Here is a 23,915-nt window from a genome sequence, read left to right as displayed (position 1 = left end):
TTCTTTATACTTTAAATTTACTTACCGTTTCTTGCAGCTCTTCTGCTAAACGAGATAGAGTGATGCTTGAAGCCTCAATTTCTTCCATGGAAGCTAATTGTTCCTCCGTAATGGATGAAATATTTTGTGTGCCTTCAGAAGATACTTGGGCAATTTCGGAGATTACCTCAATAGAGCCAACTACTTGTTCTGCTCCTACTAGCATTTGCTGTGCTGCTGCAGATACTTGGCCAATTTGTTCGGCTACCTCACTAACTGACCCTTTAATTTCAGCAAAAGAGTTGCCTGCAGTAGAAATAGCGGTGATTCCGTCTGTTACTTCTGCTGTTGCTGCATTCATCGTTTGGACTGCTTTTTCTGTTTCTTTCTGGATAGAAGTAATCAGCTGGCCAATTTGCTGTGCGGAAGAGGCAGACTGCTCTGCAAGCTTGCGCACTTCATCAGCTACAACAGCAAATCCTTGGCCATGCTGTCCTGCTCTCGCTGCCTCTATTGCTGCATTAAGGGCAAGCAGGTTAGTCTGGCCAGCAATATTGGTAATAACATCAACGATTTCGCCAATCTGCAAGCTTCTAGCGCCTAACTCTTTAACTACTAATGCTGCGTCATTAACAGAATGATTAATAGAATTCATTTGGTTTACAGCTACTTGTATCGCCTGTTCTCCGTCTGCTGCATTAGTCGAGGCGTTTGCTGCTGTTACTGTTACACTTTGTGCGTTTGCTGCTACTTGTTGTATTCCTGCAGATACTTCGTTCACTACTGTTGAACTGTCATTAACACTTTCTACCTGCTTTTCCGTTCCAGCAGCAACATCTTGTACAGTAAGCGTTATTTGCTCAGATGCTCTGCTTGTCTGTTCTGCACTTGCACTCAGCTCGGCACTAGACGAAGCGAGATGCTCGGCACTGCTTTTAATTTGATGAATAAGGGAGCGCAGATTTTGGATCATGTTATTAAAGGCTGTCTCTACATCCTTCATTTCATCTTTCGTCTGTAAATCGAGCTCTGTTTCTAGGTCCCCATCGGCAACATGTATAGTTACTGCTTTTAATTTTTGGACTGTGCTGCTGATAGACAGATAGAATCCTATAAAAATATAAATGGTCAAAATAAATATCAGCACTACTACTGCAATAATGGCCGCTTTAGTAAGCTTCAAATCTTTAGCCTGCTGGGTCATTATGCTGTTCAATTCTTTTGTTTCTAGCTCATACAGTTTAAAGCTAGTGTCGATTGTTGCTGTTGCCATATTATAAAACTCATCCGGATTAACAGTAATAGAAGTATTAGTACTAAATTCTTTTTGCACAAATTCTAAGAATTTATTTGTTTCTTCTAATGTACTTTGGCTTGTCTCACCTAAACTGTTTTCTAGAGACGGCATATTAGTAAAAATGATAGCTTTCCCATGCTCAAGCTGTTCAAGTGAATTCTCAACAGAGGCATATAAGGAAACTAATTGGATTTTTTGTTCATCGGTAATTTTTTGTTCTGTGGCAATACTCATCCCAACAGCTCGGATTTGCCCAAGATGTTCTGTCAGATTAGGTAATGTAGTTGTTACATCGTTAATGATGTAGTAATTTTCTGGTGACTTCGCTAAAAATAATTCTGATTGGTCCCCAATCACAACCATAAAATCTAAAATACTACCTAAATAATCAATATGCATGCTTGTTGCTTCCTGTATGTTCAGGCTCTCGACATCTGATTGGATTGTATTCCACTGTTGTTTCATTTCTGCCCATTGATCTGTCACTTGGATAGAACTCCCAGTTCCTTTTACAAATGCATCAATGTCTGCGATTTCTTCTTGAATTTCCGATTGCTTTTCTTCTTGTTTAGGCTTGGCTGACGCATCGCCGCTAATGACACTTACAGAAATGGCGCGGTGCTGCTGCACATCCTGCAGGAAATCCTTTAACAGAGTATTATACTCCGTTCCTACTTGTCTTTTTTGAATAGTGTCGATTTCCTTATTCGTTGTACTTAAGAGCATAAAGCTCATAATTAAAATTGGTATCCCTAAAACCCCGCCGATTACAGCAAATTTTTGTATATATTTAAGTCGGTTCATCAGCGCGATGATTGGTACGAAAACCTTCAAATGTATCCCCCCTATAATATAGATGATCTTTAATAAGGGTTATCATAGAGCAATTTTCTCTAGTAAGCTTATTAAAGATGAACAATGTATATATCGGTTTAACAGAAGGATACTCGATGAAAACAGCTAAAAATAAGAACAGATTCCTATATAGGAATAAATAACTATAAAAATAGGACTGAAATTAATCAGCCCCATCATTTTTCTTTACACGAAAAGACAATCCGTGAAATTTATTAATATATGTAAATAATTCTTCTCCAGTTATCTGTTGCATGCTAGCAAGTGGTATATACAATGCCTTGTATTTTTCCGGCACCCAAATGTACGTGTGAATATAATCAGTAGTAAGAAAGCCGCATGATCGCCAAAATTCTATTCTTTTTCGATTATCTGCTGTTTCCGCTGACTCCGCTTCAATAATGAAGGTCTTAATTCCATCTGCCCCAGCCTTTTGCTTTAAATACTCAACAAATTGTCTGCCAATCCCTTGATTACGTTCTTTTTCTGATACGGCCAAATAATCAATAATCATGATCTGCTCTTGATTAAGCTTACCAACGAGCGCCATGGCAATTGCCTTCGATTCGTTATAACCGATATAAAGCTCGGCAATCCCTTTGGTGAGCATATTTTGAATGATTTTAACTGGCTTTGCTCCCTTTTCACCAAATGCCTCTGCATAAATTGGCCCGGCATCCTCCCAAAGCTCCTGATCCCATGTGGACGTTGTTTTTATTTTCATAAAGTAATCTCCTTACTAGCCTTTTTTATTATTTTACACGAAAACAAATATAGCATCCTTGATTTACTCTTTATGATAATATATATGTAAACAAATTCCTGAAAATTAGGGCAACTTTCAGGTGAAAGGTGTTAGAAATATGTTAACTAATGAAGAGTTAAAGGCTATTAAGGCTCTCCAAGAAATTTGCGAAAGCATTGATACATGTCAGCTCAAGCTAAATTTTGATATGCTTGAGAACAGATCTGGTAACACAAAGGAAGACTATTTTCATTACGAAAAAGACAAGCTGGTCGGATTTCTTGGCAGTTATGGTTTTGGTAATAAAGTTGAAATTTGCGGCATGGTTCATCCGAGTTATCGACGGAAGGGGATATTTTCTACACTATTAACAGAGTGTATGAAAGACTTAAAGCGCCGCAATGTTCATACCATCTTATTAAATGCTCCTTCAGAATCTCAATCAGCCAAAGATTTCTTAAGAAACCAATCTTGTTCCTTTTTTATGTCAGAATACCAAATGATGTGGCAAAATACGGAGTTATCATTAGATGACGGAGTAGTTCTGAGGCCATCTGATTCTCCAGCAGATTTGGAAGCAGAGGTACAGCTTGATATTCTGGCATTCGGATTGGAAGAAAAAGAAGCCCGTGAATATAATAACCATTTGAAGGAAAGTAACACAGAGCAGCACTATATCATTGAAGTAAATGGAACAACAGCAGGAAAAATGAGGGTAGCGGAATCAAACGGAGAAGCTTGGATTTATGGGTTAGCGATATTTCCTGAGCTTCAAGGCAAAGGTATCGGCAGAAAGGCTTTATCAAGGATAATAAAGATGGAAAGGCAAAAAGGTTTACCCATCTTTCTCGAAGTAGAAGCGAAAAACGCCCATGCGCTTAAACTCTATCAATCATGTGGTTTTAGAAGCTACCACTCTCAGGATTATTATAAATATCAAAACTAGTTAAAAGGCTCAACGTGATAGTTGAGCCTTTTCTTAAAGGACCTCTCTTTATAAAAACTCCTTCTTATATAACCTATCTTTGCAAAAAACATAAAGCAGTTTACCACGCATTAAAACATGTCCGCTGATACGTTTACCCTTTTCATCAACAAAAGTTACGTTACCAGCCGGAATAATCGTTTGATTGCTAATGTTATAGCGCATCAACGTATCACAATCAATTTCTACAAGCAAGTCTTGTTGGTCAAATAGGAATTGCTGAAATGTATCATCCCCCTCTACTACATAGCATGCCGTTTCCATAAAGTCTTTGAGCTGAACGAGCTTATATTGATCATAGTAGTAAAAATTAACTTCTTTAGAGCTGACGATATTCATGGCATAGCAATCTGCCATTTCATATTCTTTTGCTCCCCATAATTTCTGTCCGCTTTTTGAATAGGCGGCAAGTCCGTCTGCGCCCATTGGCTCGAGATCGTCAATTGCTCCAAAGATACCTTCATCAAAATAACTTACCCAAATGGTGTCAGTTTCGTCTATCTGCACTTGACTAATACCGTCACCGAGAAGGAATGTATCCATTAATTGTCCTTCCAGATTATATATTTGGGCGTTTGGTTCCATTTTTGCTCCGTCTGTGCTGCATCTGCCTTGGACAATTAAAAGGGAGCCGTCCGAAAAAATATCTGCATCTGTCGGAGAAATCGGTATATTTTTTAATTCTATTTTTCTTACGTTTCCGTCTTTTATTAATGTTATCGTACAATCTTGATTAGAAAGGGAAAAATCTATTTCCTCCTGAGGTGTTTCTATTAGCAGCAATGCACCATCTCTTGTTATTTGCCCATTAAACCATTTCGTGCTAATAGGGTATGTGCTACATATATCTAATCGAATTTCCTCTATTTTCATCACCTTATTTCCCTGTTTTTAAAAAGCTATTGTATCTCTGTTATTTTCCCATGAACAACAAATCTGCCTTCATTCGGGTCTGACATATTGCTGCATGTTGATAATGTGATAATCTGGTCTTGTTCATTTAATTCTACGTTTGTTGGAAACGCAGATTTTGCTGAAATAGTTTGCAGGAAATCCTTGTATTGTTCATCTGTAGAAAACTCTGTTTTTAAATAATCGAATTCGGTGGTTGTTGCATAAACAGAGAAAATTTCGACTTCGTAGTTTCCGGCCTTCGTTTTATACTGGAAGGTATGGTGCTTGGAAAAAAAGTCTTCATCTAATAATTTCTCTAACTCGCCAAACATTGACCCATTTTTCATTTCATGACCATAGATGATGGTATGAAGATTGTCTGCGCCTTGCTTGTTTCGATAATCCATAAAAATACTTCCTGCTTTTGACTCTTCTTTTTTATAATTCCGATTCAAATAGTATTCATTATCCGTGCTTTGTAAAATCGGATAATCTATTTTTGTATCATCTATCGTCATCCACCCGATAATATCTTCATTGATTTCTGTCATGCTTTCAAGTGGATCTGCTGCCTTACTTGTCGTGCTTGTGTCTTTGTGATACACTTCTTGAATTTCTGCCATTATCTTATCATTTTTCACATAGCCGTACACAATATGACCAATCTTAAATAGGCTAAAAAGAAAGACACCGATTGAAAGAATAAGCACGATTTGCTGCAGCCAATTGGATTTTTTTTGCTCAATGATCGTCAAATTCACTCCACCTTTACTGCTTTAAATGAAAGATGCTCCCATAAAGCTAATTCTTTAGGGGAGCAGTGTTGTAATTAATTATTGGTTTGCTCGTTTCATTTTTCGCTTCCAGAATACAATGGAAGCTGCTACTGCTGATGCTAATAATGTGCCTACATATAGGAAAATATTCGTATTATCCCCTGTTTGCGGGTTTTTCACAGAATTTGTGTCTGCTGTTTTGCCCGAATTGTTCACATTTTCGTTGCTGCTGCCAGTAACAGGTGCTGCTTCTTCCTTGTCCTCCTTACTTATTTTATCATTGTTATCCACTGTATTTTCTTCGTTATTATTGTCTGAATCTACTAGTGCTGGGTTATTACTGTTATTTTCTTCGTCGTTATCAACTGTTTCATCTGGATTAGAAGGAACTTCAGGAGTGTTGTCTTCTTCTGGTTCTTCTTTTTCAGCTGAAACTTGAAGTGCATTTTCCCCATAAACGACTTGATAGTTTTCAGGAAGTCCTGTTATTTCTACAGAAGCAAATTTGCTGTCACTCGCTAAAGTGCTGTAGCTGATAATATCTGCATCTGCTGCAGGTACATAGCCATCAGTAAAGTTTAGCTTCAATGTACCGCCAAACGCTGCTTCTCCGTCAATTTTCAAAACTTCTTCCTTTCTGCCAATGTTTAATTCCAGTGTACCACCATCTGTTTGGGTAAAGCCTTCTCCGATTGTGATACTGCCAGTTATATTTTCATTCATTGTACCGCCGCTATTAACAACTTCACCAGCTCCGAAAGCTGTGCTTGAGTTTGCGATAAGGGAACCTTCTTCCAATACTGTTCCACCTGTATATGTATTGTTGCCTGTTAATGTTAAGGCTCCAGTTCCATCCTTCGTTAGACTGCCTGTTCCAGAGATATCATTTTTCCAGCTGTCAGCAGCATTGAAGCCGCCAAGAGAGCTGTCCATCGTTACATTAACATTTGTTTCAAATGCATCATATCCTCCTGCTGCTGCAAAAAGATTCAAACGGCCCCAGCCTTCACTGTCGTCTAAAACAGGGTAACCAGATGGCAAGCCTGTTGTATACAGCACCCAGCGGCGTTGCATGTCATCTAAATATGGGAAGCGAGTTTCAAGTAATACTTCAGCACCCTTTGGCACTACCATTGGTTTTGTTGTGTCGCCAATTTGTTGGAATCCGTAAGTAAGACGCTTTGTATAGTTTTGTTTATTTGTTTCGTAATCACTGTAAGCATCATATGAAGTGCCTTCTTGTGTTAGTAGCACTTCATGTGCTTGTTTGTATGCTGCGTCTTTTACACTTTTGTTCGCAGAATCATTCAGTGCTGCAGCTGCGACAGCTGTTGACATCACTCGGCCGCCGATTACATCTAGTGGTGAATGCATTCCAGCTACGATTCGGCTGTTGCCAAGCTCTGATGCTCTTGTAATCATTTCTTCAAAGCGTTCAGGCACTGCATAAGCAAGTCCGTATGATGCTAAATATGCTGCATTTGTATGTCCGCTTGGAAAACCGCCATCACTAGATGGGTCGTCCTTTTTAGCGGGAACAAGTGTCGGCAGTATGCTTACATCTTCACTCCAACGGAACGGGCGTTTATAGCTATAGTAAGCTTTTGCTGAAGAGGTAGAAGCTCCTGTCCAGCGGATTGTATTTATCAGGTTTACCATACTTCCAAGACTGGAATCAGTATCTGCCCAATTGCCGTTGCTGTTTCCTCCGTCTTCATATTTCACACTTGTCGCATCTTGAGGAATTTCATCTGGAATCGTTGTTCCAGCGTTAGACCCTGCTTTAAAATTATCTGCATAAGGCCCAAGACCTGTGATTACACTATAGTTTTGATTACGGCGATCACTTAAGTAAGCATCTTTTGCTTCCGCTTCTGTGCGGTTTTTTGTAATGGAGATAGAAGTATCGATATTATGTTTATGTACACTCTCATTTAACACTGTTCCGTTATCCCATGAATCTCCCGGCTGCCAAATGTCTAAAAACTTCGAGAGGACACCAATAGAGGAGTTTGTCTCAGGGGTCATGTTTGAACTTTCATTGCTGCCATATACGTCTACATAGTATCCGTAAGCTCCCGGTTTTGGTTCAATTGCAGAATGATCAGTTGCTGCAGAAGCGGAATAGGCACCTTGTGTAGTTAATAGTGTTGTTAATAATAGAATCGGTATTTTCGACTTTTGATTTTTCTTATTATCCTTTTTTACGCCTTTATTTGACAAATTCATTCACTTCTCTCTCTGTATTTTTACTTTCAACGTTAGTTTAATGATAGATTGTAAATACAGTGTGAATTTATCGCTAATAAACGTATAGTTTTTTTTAAATGTTGTATATTTTTGTATTTTTTCGGCGAAAGATGAAACCTGTCTGTATACGTTCATTTGTGAAAATAAAAATAGAAGCCTGCAGCTGCAAGCTTCTATCATTAAATCAGAATTTGAACTACTGACCCTAAAATTATGGTAGCAAGCACATACACGAATACTGCGGCAACGCTTGTCCCTCCTAGTTGGGATAATTCCTTTTTGCGTTTCTCTGTGCTTACGTTTTTTTGGGCTGCTACTGCTTTTTTTGCTTTTTCTAAGTAAAAATAGTTAACAAAAACCGTTAATCCTAACCAAATAATCATATCAACGAGTCCAATTGCCGATAGCTCGTCACCAATTATATTAACAATAAGCTCTAAAATAAAATAAGCTGCCAAATACCCGTATGAAAGCCTATACATTTTGCGATAGGACATCCAAAATGGACCAAAAAAGAAGCATGCCCAATTCCACGATAATTTGGAACGGCGGTCAGACATGCCATACCATCTTTTTTTATAACTGCTTTCATATTTCGCTCCAACGAATGATTGCAAATCTTCTTTCGTAGTTGCGTCTAATTCTGCCAGAAATGCCAAAGATTTCCCCTCTTTCTTCTCTTATGTATAATCAAAATATTTACTAGTCTTTCTACCCTATTATAATATAAATTTCCTATTGAAGCGCTTTTCAAGTATAACAAAATAAAATAAAAAAGAAGCCTGTACGGCTTCCATTATTTATACTATATCGTCAGGGCCCCATATCGCCAGTTCATCACCAGGGCATGCAACAATTTCCCAATACTCACCATCACTGTCTCCAAAAAAACCTGCTTGCCAAGACTCATACATATTATCATGACCACATATGAACAAAACCTCTCCAGTCTCAAATGTCAGCAGCAAATGAGGAATTTCATCATGTAAGGAAACATCTGCTATTTTCATCAAGCTAAGTTCACAAAGGATTTTACATGCATCTTTGGCGTTTCGTTTTGGCAAGTCATCAAGGACAGGAAGTGTGTCAGCCTTAGATTGGATGATGGCAAACTCGCTTTCAATTGTAATATAAATCTGGCCATCACCCAATCGTTTCGAATTCGTTTCACTTTCTGTGAGAAGGAGCTTTGGACCGTAAAAGCTAATCCCTTCTACTGTTGCGCCAATACATAAATATTTCAGCAGTTTCTCAGCACTTAACTTATCTTCTTTGTTCATATGTGTACACCCTCTCTCCTTACATCATTTTATCATTAGTGTTCGATCCATTCCTCAAAGGATAAGTTTACAGGCTCATCTAACAGTTCTTCTGTAAAATCCATGTTTGTTGTAGGAGTATGTTCATCTACCTCTTCAAATCTAATTCCATCTACCCAAACACTGCCATTCCCTGAAAGTAAAACACCAAAGGCAATTACTGCACTGTTTTTTGGAATATCTAGTACGATGGAGTAGTGATTCCATTCCGTGTCGCCAGTAATCGGTCGATTGCTCATATTATCAAACTGTAAAACATCGCCAAGCCTATCATCGATTCGCATCCATAGACCACAGGATATATCAACATCCTTCGTTTTAATAAAACCAGTCAGCTTTAATCTTTTGTTAAGATATTTATCTGCTTTAAACTGCTGCATCATGGTTGCAAAATCTTGTGAGGCAGAAGGCTGAATTGCTTTCAAACAGCCTGACGCTTTGCCTTTGTGAACATTTTTCCTGTCGATCGCCATTTCATAATGAAAAGGGTTTGATCCGCTTAAATTCCAGCCTTTTAATAATTGACTATCTTTCATGGTTATTTCCTCCCTTTGTAGTGTAAGCTTGCTCATGAGTTTCCGATATTGTCCTGGCGGTATTTGATAATATTTTTTAAAGGAGCGTGTAAAGGATTCTTGTGACTCAAAGTGATAGTAAAAGGCAATATCAATTATTTTTTCATCTGTGTAAAGAAGCATATGGGCAGCGTTGGCAAGCCTCCGGTATCGAATATATTCAGAAGCGGAGACGCCAATTTCCTTTTGAAAAATGCGATGAAAGTGATATTTAGAAAATCCTGCTTCTTTAGCAAGAATACTTAAAGATAGTGGTTCATGGATGTTCGTTTCAATAAACTCGACTGATTGCCGTATCATTTGACTGTACATCTCTTACCTCCCTATAGATAGAATAGCAAAATCACCAGCCGTTTTTTTGACAATTATTGCTTTTTTCTGAATAAGAAAAAGAAAACAGCTAAAATTAAGAAGACATTATGTTAAGGATTGATACTATGAAGAAAAACAGATGGATTGTTGTTTTAATGGCCGTTTTACCATGGATGTCCCTCCCGCTAATGGGAAAAAACATTTTTAAGAAATATGCATTAGCAGCGCTTACGATGAGTACATACCTTGTACTTGAAGGGAGATTTGCTGAAAAAAGAAAATGGTGGTGGTTTCCTTATAATGTAAGACCAAATGTATTAGCAGAGTTACCTTTAATATTTGGACCATTTTTCATTGGCTCCATCTGGATTTTAAAATACACATTTGGAAAGTTTAAGCTTTATTTTTTAGTGAATCTTATAATAGATTCCCTGTTTACATATATAGGGATGGATTTGTTCAAAAAAGTTGGTTATGTAACCTTAGTCAGATTGACTAAATTTCAATTATCTGTTGTTTTCTTAATAAAAACCTTTTTGTTGTATGGATCTCAGCTACTTTACGGAAGCCTGTCTAATCATTTTAAAAAGAACTAAGGAGCAAAGCAATGCTTTGCTCCATGTTCTCTTTATAGCAATCCGTATTTCTTAAAACTGTTATAAATACCATGTTCATCATGAGTATCTGTTATATCATCGGCTGCAAGTTTCACTGGTTCTTTTGCATTACCCATTGCGATACCGTATTGAACGTATTCAAGCATTTCTAAATCATTTAGGCCATCGCCATATGCAAATGTGTTTTGTTTGTCAATCTTCAAATGATTTATGAGTATCTCAATTGCCGTAGCTTTATGAATGCCAGGAACCGATAATTCCCCGCTGTTTTCACCAAAGATTGGGACTGTACTTGAAATGACCGTAAACTTAGCTTCAAATTCTCTGCTAATCTCTGATATAGGCACATCCGAACCTAAAAATGATATTTTATTTATATCATCTCTAATTGGATTTTCTCCTTCTATCAGGCAGTCATGAAATGGCTGCAATCCTTTCTCCACTTCTTCTCTTGCATGTGGATTTTCCATTAAGAAGTTATCAATAATCTTCCGTATATGAGCTTTGCAGTTTTTACTGGCAAATAAGCCGCCATTTGACTCTAAATAATAATCAATTCCATGCTCATCGAAATAGGCTACAAGATGCTCTACATCCTCTGTACTAACTCTTTCATGCAGCAATACTTCTTCGTCTATTTCAATATATCCGCCGGCTGCCCCAATAATGCCGTCGAAGCCGACTTCTAGTATTTCCGGAAACAGTTCTGCTTTAGACCGGCCCGTACAAATAAACACTAAATGGCCGTTTTCCCTTGCTTGCCTGACTGCCTGTTTTGCTGAATCTGGAATGATGCCATGATCATTAACCAATGTTCCGTCAATATCCATAAATATGATTTTTTGCATGTATGCACCTGCCTATTATTCTATTGAAATCGCTTTTAATTTTCAAAATCATTAGCTATGAAATAATAGTAGCAAAAATGGCTAATCAGCACAATGTAATATTTATTCCAGTTTGTCCTTATAATTCTGTACAGCTTCCAAAATGGTAGTTATCACAATCTTGTGGTCTGTCAATTGCGGAAAATGACCGCTGTTTTTGGCTATTATTTGTTTGCTGGTTTTCGCTAATGTCAACAATTCCAGTTGATTTTCTTGTCTTCTTTTTAGTGCTTCCTTTGGGATAAGTCTGTTGGCCTTTCCCCCTGTTATGACATATAACGGGATTTCAGGAAATGAGGGATGCTCGTTAATCTGCTGTATTGTCTTTTTTACAAAATGAATTTCATCGAATTTTTTATGTGCTGACAAAGTATCAAACCTTGACAGCATTTTATTAACTGATTTAACAATCTTTCCATAATGTTCATCCAGCAGCATATCATTCGGATGGCTGGCCTCTAGAAAGACAACTCCGTAAACTTCATCAGGATAGAGCCGTGCATATAAATTGGCATATAAACCGCCGAGGGAATGTCCTACAAGCAAGTATGGCGGCTTTATGTTGAGGACCGCTAAAGCTTCCCTGAGTGTTTCAATTATTGTAATTCCATCTTGATTTTCTTTCGGTTTTTCACTGTCGCCCACACCTAGACGGTTATAAGCAAAGACAGCAGACATTTTAGAGATTTCCTTGATGATCTTCATCCAGCCTTCAATCGGGCCGGAGCCGCCGTTCATTAAAATAATATTCGGCTCTCCTTTTCCAGAAATAGAATATTCTATTATTCCTTTTGAAGTCGGTACCTTTTCTTTTTTTGTCTGCAAGCCAAAAACACCTCACCCTTATCGTTTTGTAAAAGGATTAGAATTGTAAGTTGTATAGTAACTATACGAAACAGAATAAACAAAGTTCCGTAAAATGAATTTTTAATAATTCCTAATTGCTTTGTTTAATAATTTATTAATATATGTGAGTGCGTAAAATTATTTGCTTAATAAAAATAAGAAGCAGCGCGCTGCTTCTTAGATCTTTAATTTCATTGTTCCTATCTCTTTTAAGCCTGCACGTATTAACAAAAATACTGCGACCCATGATGCTGCCATCAGGGAGAGCTGTCCATAAGGAAACATCCAAGGAGCGTCAAAATCCCAAAAAGCATGCAATAGCACAACTAAGATAAATACTCGTAAAAACCGGAAGCGCATGAGCATGCTCAGTTTAAATGGCTCGTCTCCCTGCACCCTGCAAAAGGCAGCTCCTGCCAGTGCAGACCAAGCAACATGTCCGCCTGGAGCAAGAATCCCTCTCCATAAAATCGTATAGTACAAATGCGATCCTCCGCCGGAAAGCAAAGCTCTTAACGCATATCCTGCTGTTTCAAATGCTGCAAATCCAACACCGACAGCAGCACCAATAAGCAGTCCATTAAGAATAAACCGGTATTTTCGGTAACGGACAAATGAAATAACTGTGATCGTTTTGGCAAGTTCTTCGACAATTCCAGTTGTTATTGCATTAGACGTATTCCGCAATATATCAAAAAATAATAATGCAACAAGCATCGAAAGAATTCCGCCTAACAAAACAATGTACATAATTCTATAAAAGGCAATATTTTGGGGAGCATTCATCTCCCAAAAGAAAATCAATGTCGTGAATGGAACAGCAAAAGACCCTGTTAAAATCAATCCGGGGATAAAGTTAGCATTTTTAAAATAGCTGACACCTATGTAAAAACCTGCGAATGTAAGAAGAGCGATTATAAATACCCTTGCAAACAGCCACGGTTTAGGCCATGTATCTGTCACTTCCGTAATCTTTGGTGTTGTCAGTGCCGTTCCCACAATAAACAGCCGTTCTGCTTCCAATTCACTATGATCATGAAAAACGCGGGAAAAGATATTATGGAATTTAGGATTAACAGAGCGTTCTCTTTTCGGTACCATGTCTACATAATGGGCAAATTCGTAAAAAAAGCTATTGTCATCACCCATCGTATTGTCCTTGATGAATTTTTCACCACAGTTAATGCAGAACTTCACACCATCTGGATTCGTATACACACATTGTGGACACTTCAAATACCTTCCCCCCTCATACTTATTGGATTCACTACCAAAAAGTATTTACCAAAGCAGGCAGAATTATTTGAAAAGGAGTATTTAGTAAGATATTTAAAGTTTATTTTATTTGTACATGGGTATTATAAAACTAATCATGATTTACCGAAAATATATTTCATTACCTTTTGAAGCCTTCCCATTCATTTGGGAAGGCTCTTTTTCTATTTATACGCCTTCTATATCTGTTACCTTGTACAAATATATTTTCCATACAGTATTGTTCGATGTAAATTGACCGTCAAGCTGCAGGTGATTTTCAGCAGCATTCTCAATGGGCACAGCAGAGAAAATATAGCGTCCGCCTATTTCTGCAAAATGCTCCATATTTAATTCTAAGTTCTTAATTTTTTTAGTAGATGTTTTTTCAAACATATAATGTTTGCCCAGCTCAGCTGTGAATATATAGCAGCGCCCGCCCCATTCATCAAAATAAGTCCGAATTGTTTTGTTTTTTGCCAGCTCAGGCTCCATGATTTTCCGAAAACTATGCTTATAGGCTAGCGAATAAAAATTATTATATGTATCAATAGTGTAAAATCCGTTATATTGGGAGACAGCCGGATGCAGCCCAATGCTTGCGACACGATAATCCTCTTTAGGTAAACCAATATGTGCTTCAATATCTGCGAATACATCTTCCGCATAAAACTCTTTAACACTCGGCTTATCATGATAAATAATTTCATCATTAAAAGCAAACAACAGCAAAATCTGACCGATTAGCAGAAATTTAACTGTCCCTTTCCATTTCGGCGAGCTCTCTATTAGGATTTTCAAACCGAGAGCAAAGCTTACGTAAATGACTAAAGGCCGTAAAAAATGAAACCGGGCAAAATTAAAGGTATCTAAAAACTGAAATCTCTCTGTTAATGGCAACCAGCCTCGATAAAACCATAAAGCATACCATGCTGAAAGAATAAAGTTGAGAGCAAACAGCCATATAAACAGCCGTTGACTGCGCCACTCTTTGTTTTTAACAATAAGGAGGAGAGAAAGAATGATGGCTGCCAAAACAAACAGCCCATGAACGGTCATAACATGGTTATGTCCGAAGACAAAGTTTTTAACGGTCAGTTTCAGCGAATGAGCAAACGTAAGTCTTGCATGGAAGTATTCGTCCCTGCTTGTCGGTTCCTGCTCGAATAAAAAGGAGTATACAAGCCGGTATTCAACGATTAAAAACACAAAGCTTATATAAGCAATCCCAAGCAGGAAGGGAATATTCAAAGTTTTTTTCCTAATGGCCTCATACAGCCAAAATAAACCGATTGCTGCTAAAAAGAAGAAAAAGCCAAGAACAATACTCGCATAAAATGGCACTAATGTTAATGTGAGATAGTTTTTCCATGACCGCTCCCCATTGCGGATATTTAACAATGCCCATAGTACGAGCGGCATTCCTAATGTACTCAGCATGCCCGACGGCCAAAACGGTGTTAACGCAAAGGCCACAGCTGCCCCAACTGTAATAAAACTAAACTCAGGATTTTTAATAATATGCTTTTTTAAAAGCAAGTACATGCCGATAAAGGCAACAACCCTTGTTATTGCTTGGCTAAGTGTATAAGCAACCATTGTTGGAAAGAATTTATAAAGCCAAACAATCAGCGTAAATTCCGAACCGAAAGCATTACGTGGAAGCCCATTGATGATTTGCGGTGTAACAGCATCCAAAGTGCCGATGAGCTCACCGCTATTTGCGAGCACTTTATACCATGCCAGATTTGAATCGAGATTATCATGGACCCGAATATGGGCGTTTTCCCCAAGCACAATTAAGGGAGATAAATACAGAGCTAGTAAAATAAAAGCTCCTGCAACTAATTTTTGCTCATGCTTGAGATTTGAAAAGAACAAGTGTATCACCTCAAAATAATCGCTAATGTTATTTTTATCCATAAAAGGATAATTATAACCTACTTATAGATAACGACTTTGTTCTCCTGTTTGTTTCATAAAAATTTACAAAAATACAAAAAGACCTTACAAATTGTAAGGTCACAAATACTTTAAGAAACAATATTGTATCTCTTCAAAAACTTCCTGCCTGCCCAAGCAAATAGCCGGTCCATTGAAAAGCCCATCAATCCTAAGACCACTAGACCAACAAAAATCCAATCTGTTTGAAAATATAATCGTGCATTCCAGATCATAAAGCCTATCCCTTCATTGGCTGCAACCATTTCGGCGCCAATGATTGCCATGAAGGACGAACCCATCGCAAGCTTTGCCCCTGTAAAGATAAAGGGAATGGCTGCTGGAATGACAACATATCGCAATACTTGCAGATCACTTGCTCCCATGCTTTTGGCAGAACGTATTTTATCCTCAGAGATGGAAAGCACTCCAGTCAGTGTATTAATCGTGACAACAAAAAATGTAGCATACATAATTAAGAATATTTTGGATTGCTCGCCAATCCCAAACCAAAGCATAAATAATGTAATAAATGCAAGCGGCGGGATAAAACGGACAAAATTTATCACTGGTTCAACGAGAGCACGAACGGTTTTATTGCTGCCGATAAATAATCCCAGTGGAATCGCAACAATATTTCCGAGAAGCCAGCCTATCAGGACCCGGACTAAACTGTATGCCATATAAATGAATAAGGACCCATCACTACCAAGTTCGATAGCGCCGCGCAATGTAGCAAGCGGACTTGGTAAAAATTGCGGATCAGAGAAATATGCAGCAATTGTCCAGATGAGCAGCAGCCCTATCCAGGTGATTATCCCTGTTTTTAAAATCTTTCTCCAGTAGGCTTTTACAGGCAGTTTCTTCACTGTTGGCTTTATATTTATTTCCTGCTGAATGGTCGTTTTCATTCTTAATCCTCCCTAGTCAAAATGCGACTGAACTACTTTATAATACTCATTAAAATCAGGACTAGTTATTTCTCGTGGATATGACATGTCGATTTGATAGGATTGAATTATTTTAGAAGAAGGTCCAACTGACATTATTCCAATCCGCTGCCCTAGCATTAGAGCCTCCTGAATATCATGGGTAACAAATATCACTGTTTTATTTGTTTCTGTCCATATTCTAATAAGCTCCTTTTGCATCGTTCTTCTTGTCATTGCATCTAAGGCGCCAAATGGTTCATCCATCAAGAGTATTTGCGGATCATTTGCTAAAACACGTGCCAATTGCACACGCTGTTTCATTCCGCCGGATATTTCCTTAGGAAACTTTTGATTATGCCCTGCTAACCCAGCCAGTTTAATATAATAATTGGCAATTTCTTTTCTTTCTGCAGCAGGAACCTTCTTCATTTTCAACCCAAATTCCACATTTTCTTCTACCGACAGCCATGGAAAAAGGGCTGAATCAGCTGATTGAAATACAAAGCCTCGATTTTCTTCCTGAGGTGCTAATTGGCTTTGAATCGTCAACTCACCGCTTGACTTCTCAATAAATCCAGCAAGAATATTTAATAAAGTTGATTTTCCGCAGCCGCTTGGACCTAGTAAAATATAAAATTCTCCGCGGTTTATCGTTAAATCAACATTTTCTAATACATAGCTTCCTTGTTCTTGAGTTTCAGAAAATGTTTTTGATAACCCCTTTAAAACAATATTAGGAGCATCTGTTTGAACCATTGTCATTTTATCTACTCCCTTCTTTCTTACAAGGATGATGGTGGATTCACAAGTTGAAACAGAATCCACCTCCCCTTTACTTGCTTTTATAGGTTACTTCTTCAGGTAATGCCTTCTGCAGCGCATCTAACGCCAGCTTATCTTCGATATTATAGTCTTTTTTTAATAGTCCCCTGTCTAGGAGCCATTGTTTCATATCACTTAAGTGCTTAATATCCTCTTCTGTAAAACCAATCGTGTAATTGATATTTTCTAGGTCGCGTAAGGTATCCTCTTTTTTCACTTTCAATTCCTTATAGGCAATTTCTGCTGTTCCATCAGGATTTTCTTTTACATAAGCAATCCCTTCTTTAATGGCTTTCAACAGATTTACGACAGCTTCTTCGTTGTTTTCAACAAATTCTTTATTGGCAACAAGATAACTGCTTGTGGAAATATTGGCTGAGCTCAAATTATCGATGGTATGTACGCCGTCAATCGCTTTTAATTTCTCTAATACTGCTCCGCTTGATAAAACGGCATCAATATCTCCTTTTTTCACGCCCACGATTGCTTCATCAGGTGTGCTGAATGGCACGTATTCAATATCCTTTTCACTTACGCCAATTGTTGCTAGATAATTAGCCCAATGATATTCCGATACTGTTCCTTTTGCGACACCGATGCGTTTTCCTTTTAAATCAGCAGGCGTATCTATTCCCTTTACAGCCACAAACTCAGATTCTTTAATAGTTGCTTCTGTGCTATGACTTAAAGAAGAAATAACAACTAAATCTCCTCTATTTAAGGAATTTAGAAGGACATAATCTGCTGCTAACCCTGTGTCAGTCTGTTCTGTCAGTAATGCATTGATAGTATCAATACCATATGCAAAGTTAGAGATTTTCGGGTCGATATCCAGGTCTGTAAAAAACCCTTCTGCATTTGCCGCCCTAATTTGCAAGGAACCGCCTGCCGCTGTATCAATTCCTATCTTTATAGCGTCCTTGCCTTCACTTCCTGAAGTGGAGCTTGAGCAGCCTGCTAAAAAAACAGATAAGATCAGGCTGAAAGCTGCTAGTTTATATTTTTGCTTCATGAAGAAATTCCCCCCTTTTAAAACTAGTTATTTTATCTCTTGTTCATCAAACCGTGCAACGCAAAGTGCCCCTTCTCCAATTGATGCTGCTCCTTTTACTTCAACCGCGGAATTAATTCCGCTTGGCGCCGCATTTGGCACTCGAAATGTTTCAATCTCCAATGGCTGTATTTCTATTTCTTCTGGTTTCTCAAGCTGTGGAACCCAGCCGTAAGGAACTCTGTATGCTCTGTATACCATATTGGAATTACGAGCATTTTTGAATGGCGAAATATATTCCCAAACAATTTCATGGTCTGCTGTTACTTCAAATATACGGCCGTTGGAGCCCTCTGTTATTAATGTGTTGCCATTTTCTAACCGCTGAGCTGAACTAATATATGGACTGTAGAACCGATAGGAATCTGTAGGAGCTTGATAGTTTGCTTCTTGACCTGTATATTGCCAAACTATTTTTAACGTGATCGGATCTATTTCCAATACGCGGGAATGATCGCGCAAAGCGTTTTTCGTACCGTCTGGAGAACCAGGATTTGGAGCGCCATATCCTCCCCAGCCGCCGTTATCAAACACAAGCAGATTTCCTTCACCAGGCAGCCCTTGCGGAATAATATGAGCATGGTGCTGTCCGATAATCCAGCCAATCTCCTTTAGCTCCTCAGTAGAATAATCTGGTCCGATTTGCCAGACAATCTTACCAGAACGTTTATCCGTTATGCCAATGATATTTGCTTCCCTTGCATCCCAAATGATATTGTCTGGGTGAAATCTTTCATCTCCATTGTCATAATGACGGTTTGGACCTACTGCAGAGATTGAATTTATATGAAGCCAGTCACCAGACTCATTTCCGAAGAATCGGCGGTTTGGCTGTTCATAGATGGTTTTCTTTGCTTCCTCATCAAATTGCAATTCATCAAAATGATCGCTGAATGACCATTCCCAAACAATATTGCCGTTCCAATCCACTTCTAGGATGACATCATCTAACAGCTCAAACTTCGAAATATTCGAGTTGACTACATTACGGTGAGCTAGAATTAACGTATTGCCTTCATCAACTTTCGGCTCCTGCCCTGGCGCGTAATATCCAACAGAACTGCCTTCACGCTGATAGTCATGATGTGCTCTAGCAATCCATCTCCCCTCATAGCCTGGATCCGTAATAAACTCATGTTTATCAAACTTCCAGACAATATTGCCGTCAAAATCTACTTGCGCCAAATCTCCTTCATCCTGAAAACCATGCTGCGGGTCTCTGTTAAAGGTGTGTCCTAATACATAGCCACCAGGGAAAATTTTATTCGGAAAGCCTCTCAAGCCTTTCCACAAGTGGACCTCTCTGCCATTCATATCAATCAATAATGCCCCAAGATCTGGTGCTTGAAAAATAGTGTAGCCGCTCCAAGCTTTAGTAGGTGAATAGATTGTTGCTCCTGTCGGATAAATTGTAGGATGTCCCATATTTACTCTCTCCTTTTCTATTTTTCAAATTGGTTTAATCGGATTAATGCACAAAAATGTCTAATCTCTCTTTTTTTCATACCCCCTACTTCCTTATCGACCGATAAACAATAATAAAAAAAGAGACTCAACAAAATGCAAATGCAGCATTTCATTGAATCTCTAGTGATCTAGTCGATTCTTTATCTATTTGTTTGTTTCTTGAGAATTATCATAACAGGACTTAAAAGGAAGTGTCAACGATTTTTTAACTATTCAGATAAAATTACTAGGTATTCAACCAGCTTTGTTACAGCTGCTGAATTATTGAAAAATCCATGCCTGTCCTAATGTAACTAACCAGCTCATTTTATCTTTGCTGAATAAACTATGTAATGAATAAGGACAAGGAGGGATTTATAATGAGTAGAAGACCGTGGTTCTTCGGAAGAAGCAATAATGGTGGGAATTCAAACCAAAGCAACAACTCTAATTCACGTTCAGGCGACAGCGACAGCCGTTCTGATGCAAATGTAGACTTTGATGTAGATAACGACTTAAGAGTAGATACAGAAGTAGATAACGATAATACTGTCAAAAACCTTGATAAAAACACGAACGTCGCTAAAGTCAACGATTCTGGTAATGCTAAAATCGACTTGAACATTGATGTTCATTCCGATTCCAAAGCTCGTGTCCAATCACGCTCCCGTGCTAATGCGGATGCTGATCAAGACCAAGATAACGAGCAGGATAATGACCAAGATCAAGACAGCTAAAAATCCGCATTACAGAACGAGAATGGCAGCATTCTCGTTCTGTAATGAAAAGATATGTTTTCATTACTGCAACTCTAGGTTTTAACCTTACTTATGGACTGTATTATACTGACAGTTTAGTTTAACAACTCCCACATGGCGAAAAAGGCAATGAAATAACATAATAGTAAAGAAGCGGCAGATAGGCTCTGCCGCTTCTTTTTAATTAGTTCGGACGAACTAAAATTTTGCATTCATTTTTATCATTAATTAGTTTTTCAAACCCGTCTTCCACAATGTTATCTAATGCTATGATACTTGTGATGACTGGCTCAACATTCAATGATCCCTTTGATAACAAATCAATCGCTTGGGCAAAGATGTTATTATAACCGAGAGAAGAATTGATTTTTTTCTCACTGACTACTTGTGTTGTAGGGTGATACTTAACAGGATTTGCAAACACACTTACAATCATAAACTCACCATTTGGTTTGATGCAATCAAGTGATTGGTTGAATGTAGCCTCTACTCCAGCAACGTCAAAGGAAACATCTACTCCCCCATTGGTATGATTTTGAATAACTTGAACAGCATCCTCTTCCAGCGGATTTATTACTACATCCGCACCCATTTTCAATGCTAGTTTTCTGCGTTCTTCACTAACTTCTGCCACAAAAATCTTACTTGCTCCTGCTGCTCTCAAGCTCTCGGATAACAGCAGCCCGATTGGTCCTGCTCCAAAAAGTGCGACGCTATCGCCAATTTTGAACTTACTTTTTCGAATTGCCTGCAATACAACGGCAAGAGGCTCTACTAAAGCGGCAAATTCAAACTTGAGTGTATCAGGCAATAAAAATACATTTGCTTCTTTCACGACAACATATTCAGCGAAACCGCCATTTTCGTGAATGCCATATGATTTCATATTAGGGCAAATATTATAATTTCCAGTTTTACATGTTTGACACTCACCACATCCCCAAATCGGTTCAATCGCAACTCTGTCGCCAGCTTTAAATTTAGTTACATTATTGCCGACTTCCACAATTTCTCCTGTAAATTCATGGCCTAAAATCATTTTATTTTCTGTTACAAATGTTTTATGTAGATATTCGTGTAAATCTGTCCCACATATACCAGCGAATTTAACTTTAACTTTTACAGTTCCTTCTGTAACTACCGGTTCAGTGACTTCTTCAATTTTTACATCTTTTGAACCGTAATATACTAAAGACTTCATAACATTATCCCCCAATTTTCCGTAACCAGCTGCTATATTAATGACATTCATTGCTGATGGTTCATCTTATCCACTGATTACAATCTCGAATTAAAACTATTCTAACTAATTATATGTAACTAAGTTACTAAAACACAATTATCCTGCTTTTGCGTATTAAAATACTTTTCTATCGTTCTGCTTAAAACTGCACGCAGAATATCATTTGGCAAGTTATGCTGGATAAAATAGTGCATAAGCAATGCCTAGTATGCGACCAACTAGGTCGCATACTAACTCGTAACTAACAAGTGAAATGTCCCTTTGTTTCTATGATTCTGTTCAAGATGTAATATTTTTGATGTATTGTCCGATATCATTGCTTTGTTCATTTAGATTTTGGATATCTTCCATAAACTCAACCATGACACGAGATTGCTCTGCTGATGCAGTGGATACTTCACCAATACTCACTGTCAAATTCTCCATGTTTGTTCGTATTTCTTGAAGAGATTTACCAATCGTACCTACTGCATCCTTTGTTCCAATGGAAAGCTTGCGTATTTCATCTGCCACAACACCGAAGCCTCTCCCAGCATCGCCAGAACGGGCTGCTTCAATGGCAGCATTCAAGCCAAGCAAGTTTGTCTGTGATGAAATATCTTCAATTAATTTAACAACCTTACTAATCTCCTGCGAGTTCTCATTTGCATGAGCTGCTTGGCCATTTATATCTGTGCTGGTTGCGGAAAGTTCCTCCGCTTGAGCGGCAACTTGTTGTACTTTTCCCTGCAGACTGCTGACGATCGAGCGTAATTCATCCAAATCTTCATCTAATAGTTCTTCGTCTTTCAATGTTTTGGTAATTTGGAACACACCGACAATCTCACCGTTTTCATCACGAATAGGATTAGCGGAATAGTGCATACCAACGCCATAGCGTTCTTTAGGAATATGTATTTTTACTTTTTCTCCGTTAAGTGCTTGACGCAGGATATCGTTATCTTCCGTAAATGCAAAGTCACCGACTTTAACACTATAATCTAAATCTTTTGACTGGGAGGAAAAGATGAAATTCTCTGTGTCGGTAACGACAACAGCACAATTTTCACCAAGGTTTTTTTTGATTTCAGGTGCTAGTTTAACCAACGCTTGTAGTGTTAAATGCATATTTCCATCTCCTATTCCTGGTTAGTTACTATTTTCATTTTTTCAATTATCTGTTTGCTTTTTGCATCCAAAGCCTGAATTTCATCCATGAATTCAACCATGATAACAGATTGCTCATCTGATGAAGTGGAGACCTCATTAATGCTGAGTGTCAGATTCTCAATGCTGGCACGGATTTCCGTTAAGGATTTACCAATTGTCTTCACTGCTTCCTTCGTATTGTTAGATAATTTTCTTATCTCATCTGCCACAACACCGAAGCCTCTGCCAGCATCGCCAGAACGAGCTGCTTCAATAGCTGCATTTAATCCAAGAAGATTTGTCTGTGTAGATATTTGTTCAATTAACTGAACTACTTCGCCTATTTGGCGAGAGTTTTGGCTTGCACTTTTTGCTTGGTCGTTAATATCGCTGCTGGTTGCGGAAAGCTCTTCTGCCTGTGCGGCAACATACTGCACCTTGCCTTGCAACGCATCAATTACTTCATTGATTCTGCTAAGCTCTTTATCTAGCTTATCTTGATGCTCCAATGTTCGCGATAAAGATAACAAGCCAACAATTTCATTTGTATCTATATCCCTAATTGGCGTAATAGAAGTCACTACAGGCACACCGAAAATGTTTGCATCGTCTGTTTTAGAAATAATTTGTTCGCCTCTAAGTGCGCGCAGATAAACTTCATGCTCATCCAGTCTTGTTTTTCCTGCTTCAACATCCAAATTCAAGAGCGTTGACGGCGAAAAGTAAACAAACTTCTCCGTATCCAGCACACCCATTGCGGCTGTTGGTCCTAGCGTATCTTTTATAATCGGGGCAATATTGACTACTGCCTGAATAGTAGAATTCATAAAACAAGCTCCTCCATATGTATTTTCCCTTTATATCGGCAATAAGTACTAAATGTGAAGCAATTCACTAAAAAAAGTCTGATTTTGTTATATTTTGTAGAAAATCAGACTTTTTTAGTGAAGGAGATAGTAAAAATGTATGATAGATAACTTTTGGCTTTTGCCAATAGCATAAT

General features: G+C 38.2%; 22 protein-coding genes. 3 read left to right on the top strand and 19 right to left on the bottom strand.

What is annotated here, in order from left to right:
* Positions 1-4 precede the first annotated feature (4 nt).
* Positions 5-2,110 (bottom strand): methyl-accepting chemotaxis protein, encoded by a 2,106-nt coding sequence (locus L8T27_RS20615; protein ID WP_237942683.1) that lies wholly within the window; start codon positions 2,108-2,110, stop codon positions 5-7.
* 184 nt (positions 2,111-2,294) lie between these two features.
* Positions 2,295-2,855, bottom strand: a complete 561-nt coding sequence (locus tag L8T27_RS20610; RefSeq protein WP_237942682.1) for a GNAT family N-acetyltransferase — start codon at positions 2,853-2,855, stop codon at positions 2,295-2,297.
* Positions 2,856-2,994: 139 nt separating this feature from the next.
* Here L8T27_RS20610 and L8T27_RS20605 point away from each other — a divergent pair, with 139 nt between their 5' ends.
* Entirely contained in the window at positions 2,995-3,822 is an 828-nt protein-coding gene (locus L8T27_RS20605; RefSeq protein ID WP_237942680.1) for a GNAT family N-acetyltransferase, read from the top strand.
* Positions 3,823-3,870: 48 nt separating this feature from the next.
* Here the strand turns inward: L8T27_RS20605 and L8T27_RS20600 are convergent, their stop codons facing one another.
* The 6 genes from L8T27_RS20600 to L8T27_RS20565 form a co-directional block, all read right to left on the bottom strand.
* Positions 3,871-4,734 (bottom strand): hypothetical protein, encoded by an 864-nt coding sequence (locus L8T27_RS20600; protein ID WP_237944121.1) that lies wholly within the window; start codon positions 4,732-4,734, stop codon positions 3,871-3,873.
* A 26-nt stretch (positions 4,735-4,760) separates the two neighbouring features.
* Complete coding sequence (srtB, locus tag L8T27_RS20595; RefSeq protein WP_237942678.1) at positions 4,761-5,510, bottom strand: class B sortase; 750 nt, start codon at positions 5,508-5,510, stop codon at positions 4,761-4,763.
* 78 nt (positions 5,511-5,588) lie between these two features.
* Complete coding sequence (locus L8T27_RS28795) at positions 5,589-7,760, bottom strand: phosphatase PAP2 family protein (RefSeq protein ID WP_282581460.1); 2,172 nt, start codon at positions 7,758-7,760, stop codon at positions 5,589-5,591.
* 200 nt (positions 7,761-7,960) lie between these two features.
* Positions 7,961-8,440: a DUF2628 domain-containing protein gene (locus L8T27_RS20575; protein ID WP_233315308.1), complete on the bottom strand. Its 480-nt coding sequence runs from the start codon at positions 8,438-8,440 to the stop codon at positions 7,961-7,963.
* A 141-nt stretch (positions 8,441-8,581) separates the two neighbouring features.
* On the bottom strand, positions 8,582-9,061 hold the full coding sequence (locus tag L8T27_RS20570; RefSeq protein WP_233315309.1) for a hypothetical protein: 480 nt from the start codon (positions 9,059-9,061) through the stop codon (positions 8,582-8,584).
* A gap of 35 nt (positions 9,062-9,096) precedes the next feature.
* The gene (locus L8T27_RS20565; protein WP_233315310.1) at positions 9,097-9,987 is read right to left on the bottom strand and encodes a helix-turn-helix transcriptional regulator; all 891 of its coding nucleotides are present in this window, start codon (positions 9,985-9,987) and stop codon (positions 9,097-9,099) included.
* Positions 9,988-10,112: 125 nt separating this feature from the next.
* Here L8T27_RS20565 and L8T27_RS20560 point away from each other — a divergent pair, with 125 nt between their 5' ends.
* Positions 10,113-10,583, top strand: a complete 471-nt coding sequence (locus L8T27_RS20560) for a hypothetical protein (RefSeq protein ID WP_233315311.1) — start codon at positions 10,113-10,115, stop codon at positions 10,581-10,583.
* A gap of 32 nt (positions 10,584-10,615) precedes the next feature.
* Here L8T27_RS20560 and L8T27_RS20555 read toward each other — a convergent pair whose 3' ends face one another.
* The 8 genes from L8T27_RS20555 to L8T27_RS20520 all read right to left on the bottom strand — a co-directional run bounded on the left by L8T27_RS20555 (position 10,616) and on the right by L8T27_RS20520 (position 19,762).
* The gene (locus L8T27_RS20555; RefSeq protein WP_233315312.1) at positions 10,616-11,452 is read right to left on the bottom strand and encodes a Cof-type HAD-IIB family hydrolase; all 837 of its coding nucleotides are present in this window, start codon (positions 11,450-11,452) and stop codon (positions 10,616-10,618) included.
* Positions 11,453-11,554: 102 nt separating this feature from the next.
* The gene (locus L8T27_RS20550) at positions 11,555-12,316 is read right to left on the bottom strand and encodes an alpha/beta fold hydrolase (protein WP_233315313.1); all 762 of its coding nucleotides are present in this window, start codon (positions 12,314-12,316) and stop codon (positions 11,555-11,557) included.
* 198 nt (positions 12,317-12,514) lie between these two features.
* On the bottom strand, positions 12,515-13,573 hold the full coding sequence (locus tag L8T27_RS20545; RefSeq protein ID WP_233315314.1) for a PrsW family glutamic-type intramembrane protease: 1,059 nt from the start codon (positions 13,571-13,573) through the stop codon (positions 12,515-12,517).
* Positions 13,574-13,780: 207 nt separating this feature from the next.
* On the bottom strand, positions 13,781-15,472 hold the full coding sequence (locus L8T27_RS20540; RefSeq protein ID WP_237942676.1) for a DUF6044 family protein: 1,692 nt from the start codon (positions 15,470-15,472) through the stop codon (positions 13,781-13,783).
* 152 nt (positions 15,473-15,624) lie between these two features.
* Entirely contained in the window at positions 15,625-16,443 is an 819-nt protein-coding gene (locus L8T27_RS20535; protein ID WP_237942673.1) for an ABC transporter permease, read from the bottom strand.
* 12 nt (positions 16,444-16,455) lie between these two features.
* The gene (locus L8T27_RS20530) at positions 16,456-17,226 is read right to left on the bottom strand and encodes an ABC transporter ATP-binding protein (protein WP_411229033.1); all 771 of its coding nucleotides are present in this window, start codon (positions 17,224-17,226) and stop codon (positions 16,456-16,458) included.
* Between the two features lie 70 nt (positions 17,227-17,296).
* Positions 17,297-18,298, bottom strand: coding sequence for an ABC transporter substrate-binding protein (locus tag L8T27_RS20525; RefSeq protein WP_237942671.1), 1,002 nt, complete (start codon positions 18,296-18,298; stop codon positions 17,297-17,299).
* Between the two features lie 27 nt (positions 18,299-18,325).
* Positions 18,326-19,762: an aryl-sulfate sulfotransferase gene (locus L8T27_RS20520; protein WP_233315318.1), complete on the bottom strand. Its 1,437-nt coding sequence runs from the start codon at positions 19,760-19,762 to the stop codon at positions 18,326-18,328.
* A gap of 401 nt (positions 19,763-20,163) precedes the next feature.
* On the opposite strand from L8T27_RS20520, the gene L8T27_RS20515 reads away from it, so the two are divergent.
* Positions 20,164-20,520, top strand: a complete 357-nt coding sequence (locus L8T27_RS20515; protein WP_233315319.1) for a hypothetical protein — start codon at positions 20,164-20,166, stop codon at positions 20,518-20,520.
* A 205-nt stretch (positions 20,521-20,725) separates the two neighbouring features.
* On the opposite strand, the gene L8T27_RS20510 is transcribed toward L8T27_RS20515, so the two are convergent.
* From L8T27_RS20510 to L8T27_RS28790, 3 genes are all read right to left on the bottom strand, one after another.
* Positions 20,726-21,742, bottom strand: a complete 1,017-nt coding sequence (locus L8T27_RS20510; protein WP_233315320.1) for a 2,3-butanediol dehydrogenase — start codon at positions 21,740-21,742, stop codon at positions 20,726-20,728.
* A gap of 321 nt (positions 21,743-22,063) precedes the next feature.
* On the bottom strand, positions 22,064-22,891 hold the full coding sequence (locus L8T27_RS20505) for a methyl-accepting chemotaxis protein (protein ID WP_237942669.1): 828 nt from the start codon (positions 22,889-22,891) through the stop codon (positions 22,064-22,066).
* A gap of 11 nt (positions 22,892-22,902) precedes the next feature.
* Complete coding sequence (locus L8T27_RS28790) at positions 22,903-23,739, bottom strand: methyl-accepting chemotaxis protein (RefSeq protein WP_282581459.1); 837 nt, start codon at positions 23,737-23,739, stop codon at positions 22,903-22,905.
* Positions 23,740-23,915: the final 176 nt, after the last annotated feature.

The organism is Niallia sp. Man26, assembly GCF_022049065.2.
In the GTDB taxonomy this organism is placed as follows: domain Bacteria; phylum Bacillota; class Bacilli; order Bacillales; family Cytobacillaceae; genus Niallia.
Note: the sequence above shows the minus strand (reverse complement) of the source record. Positions and strands in the feature narration are given on the sequence as shown.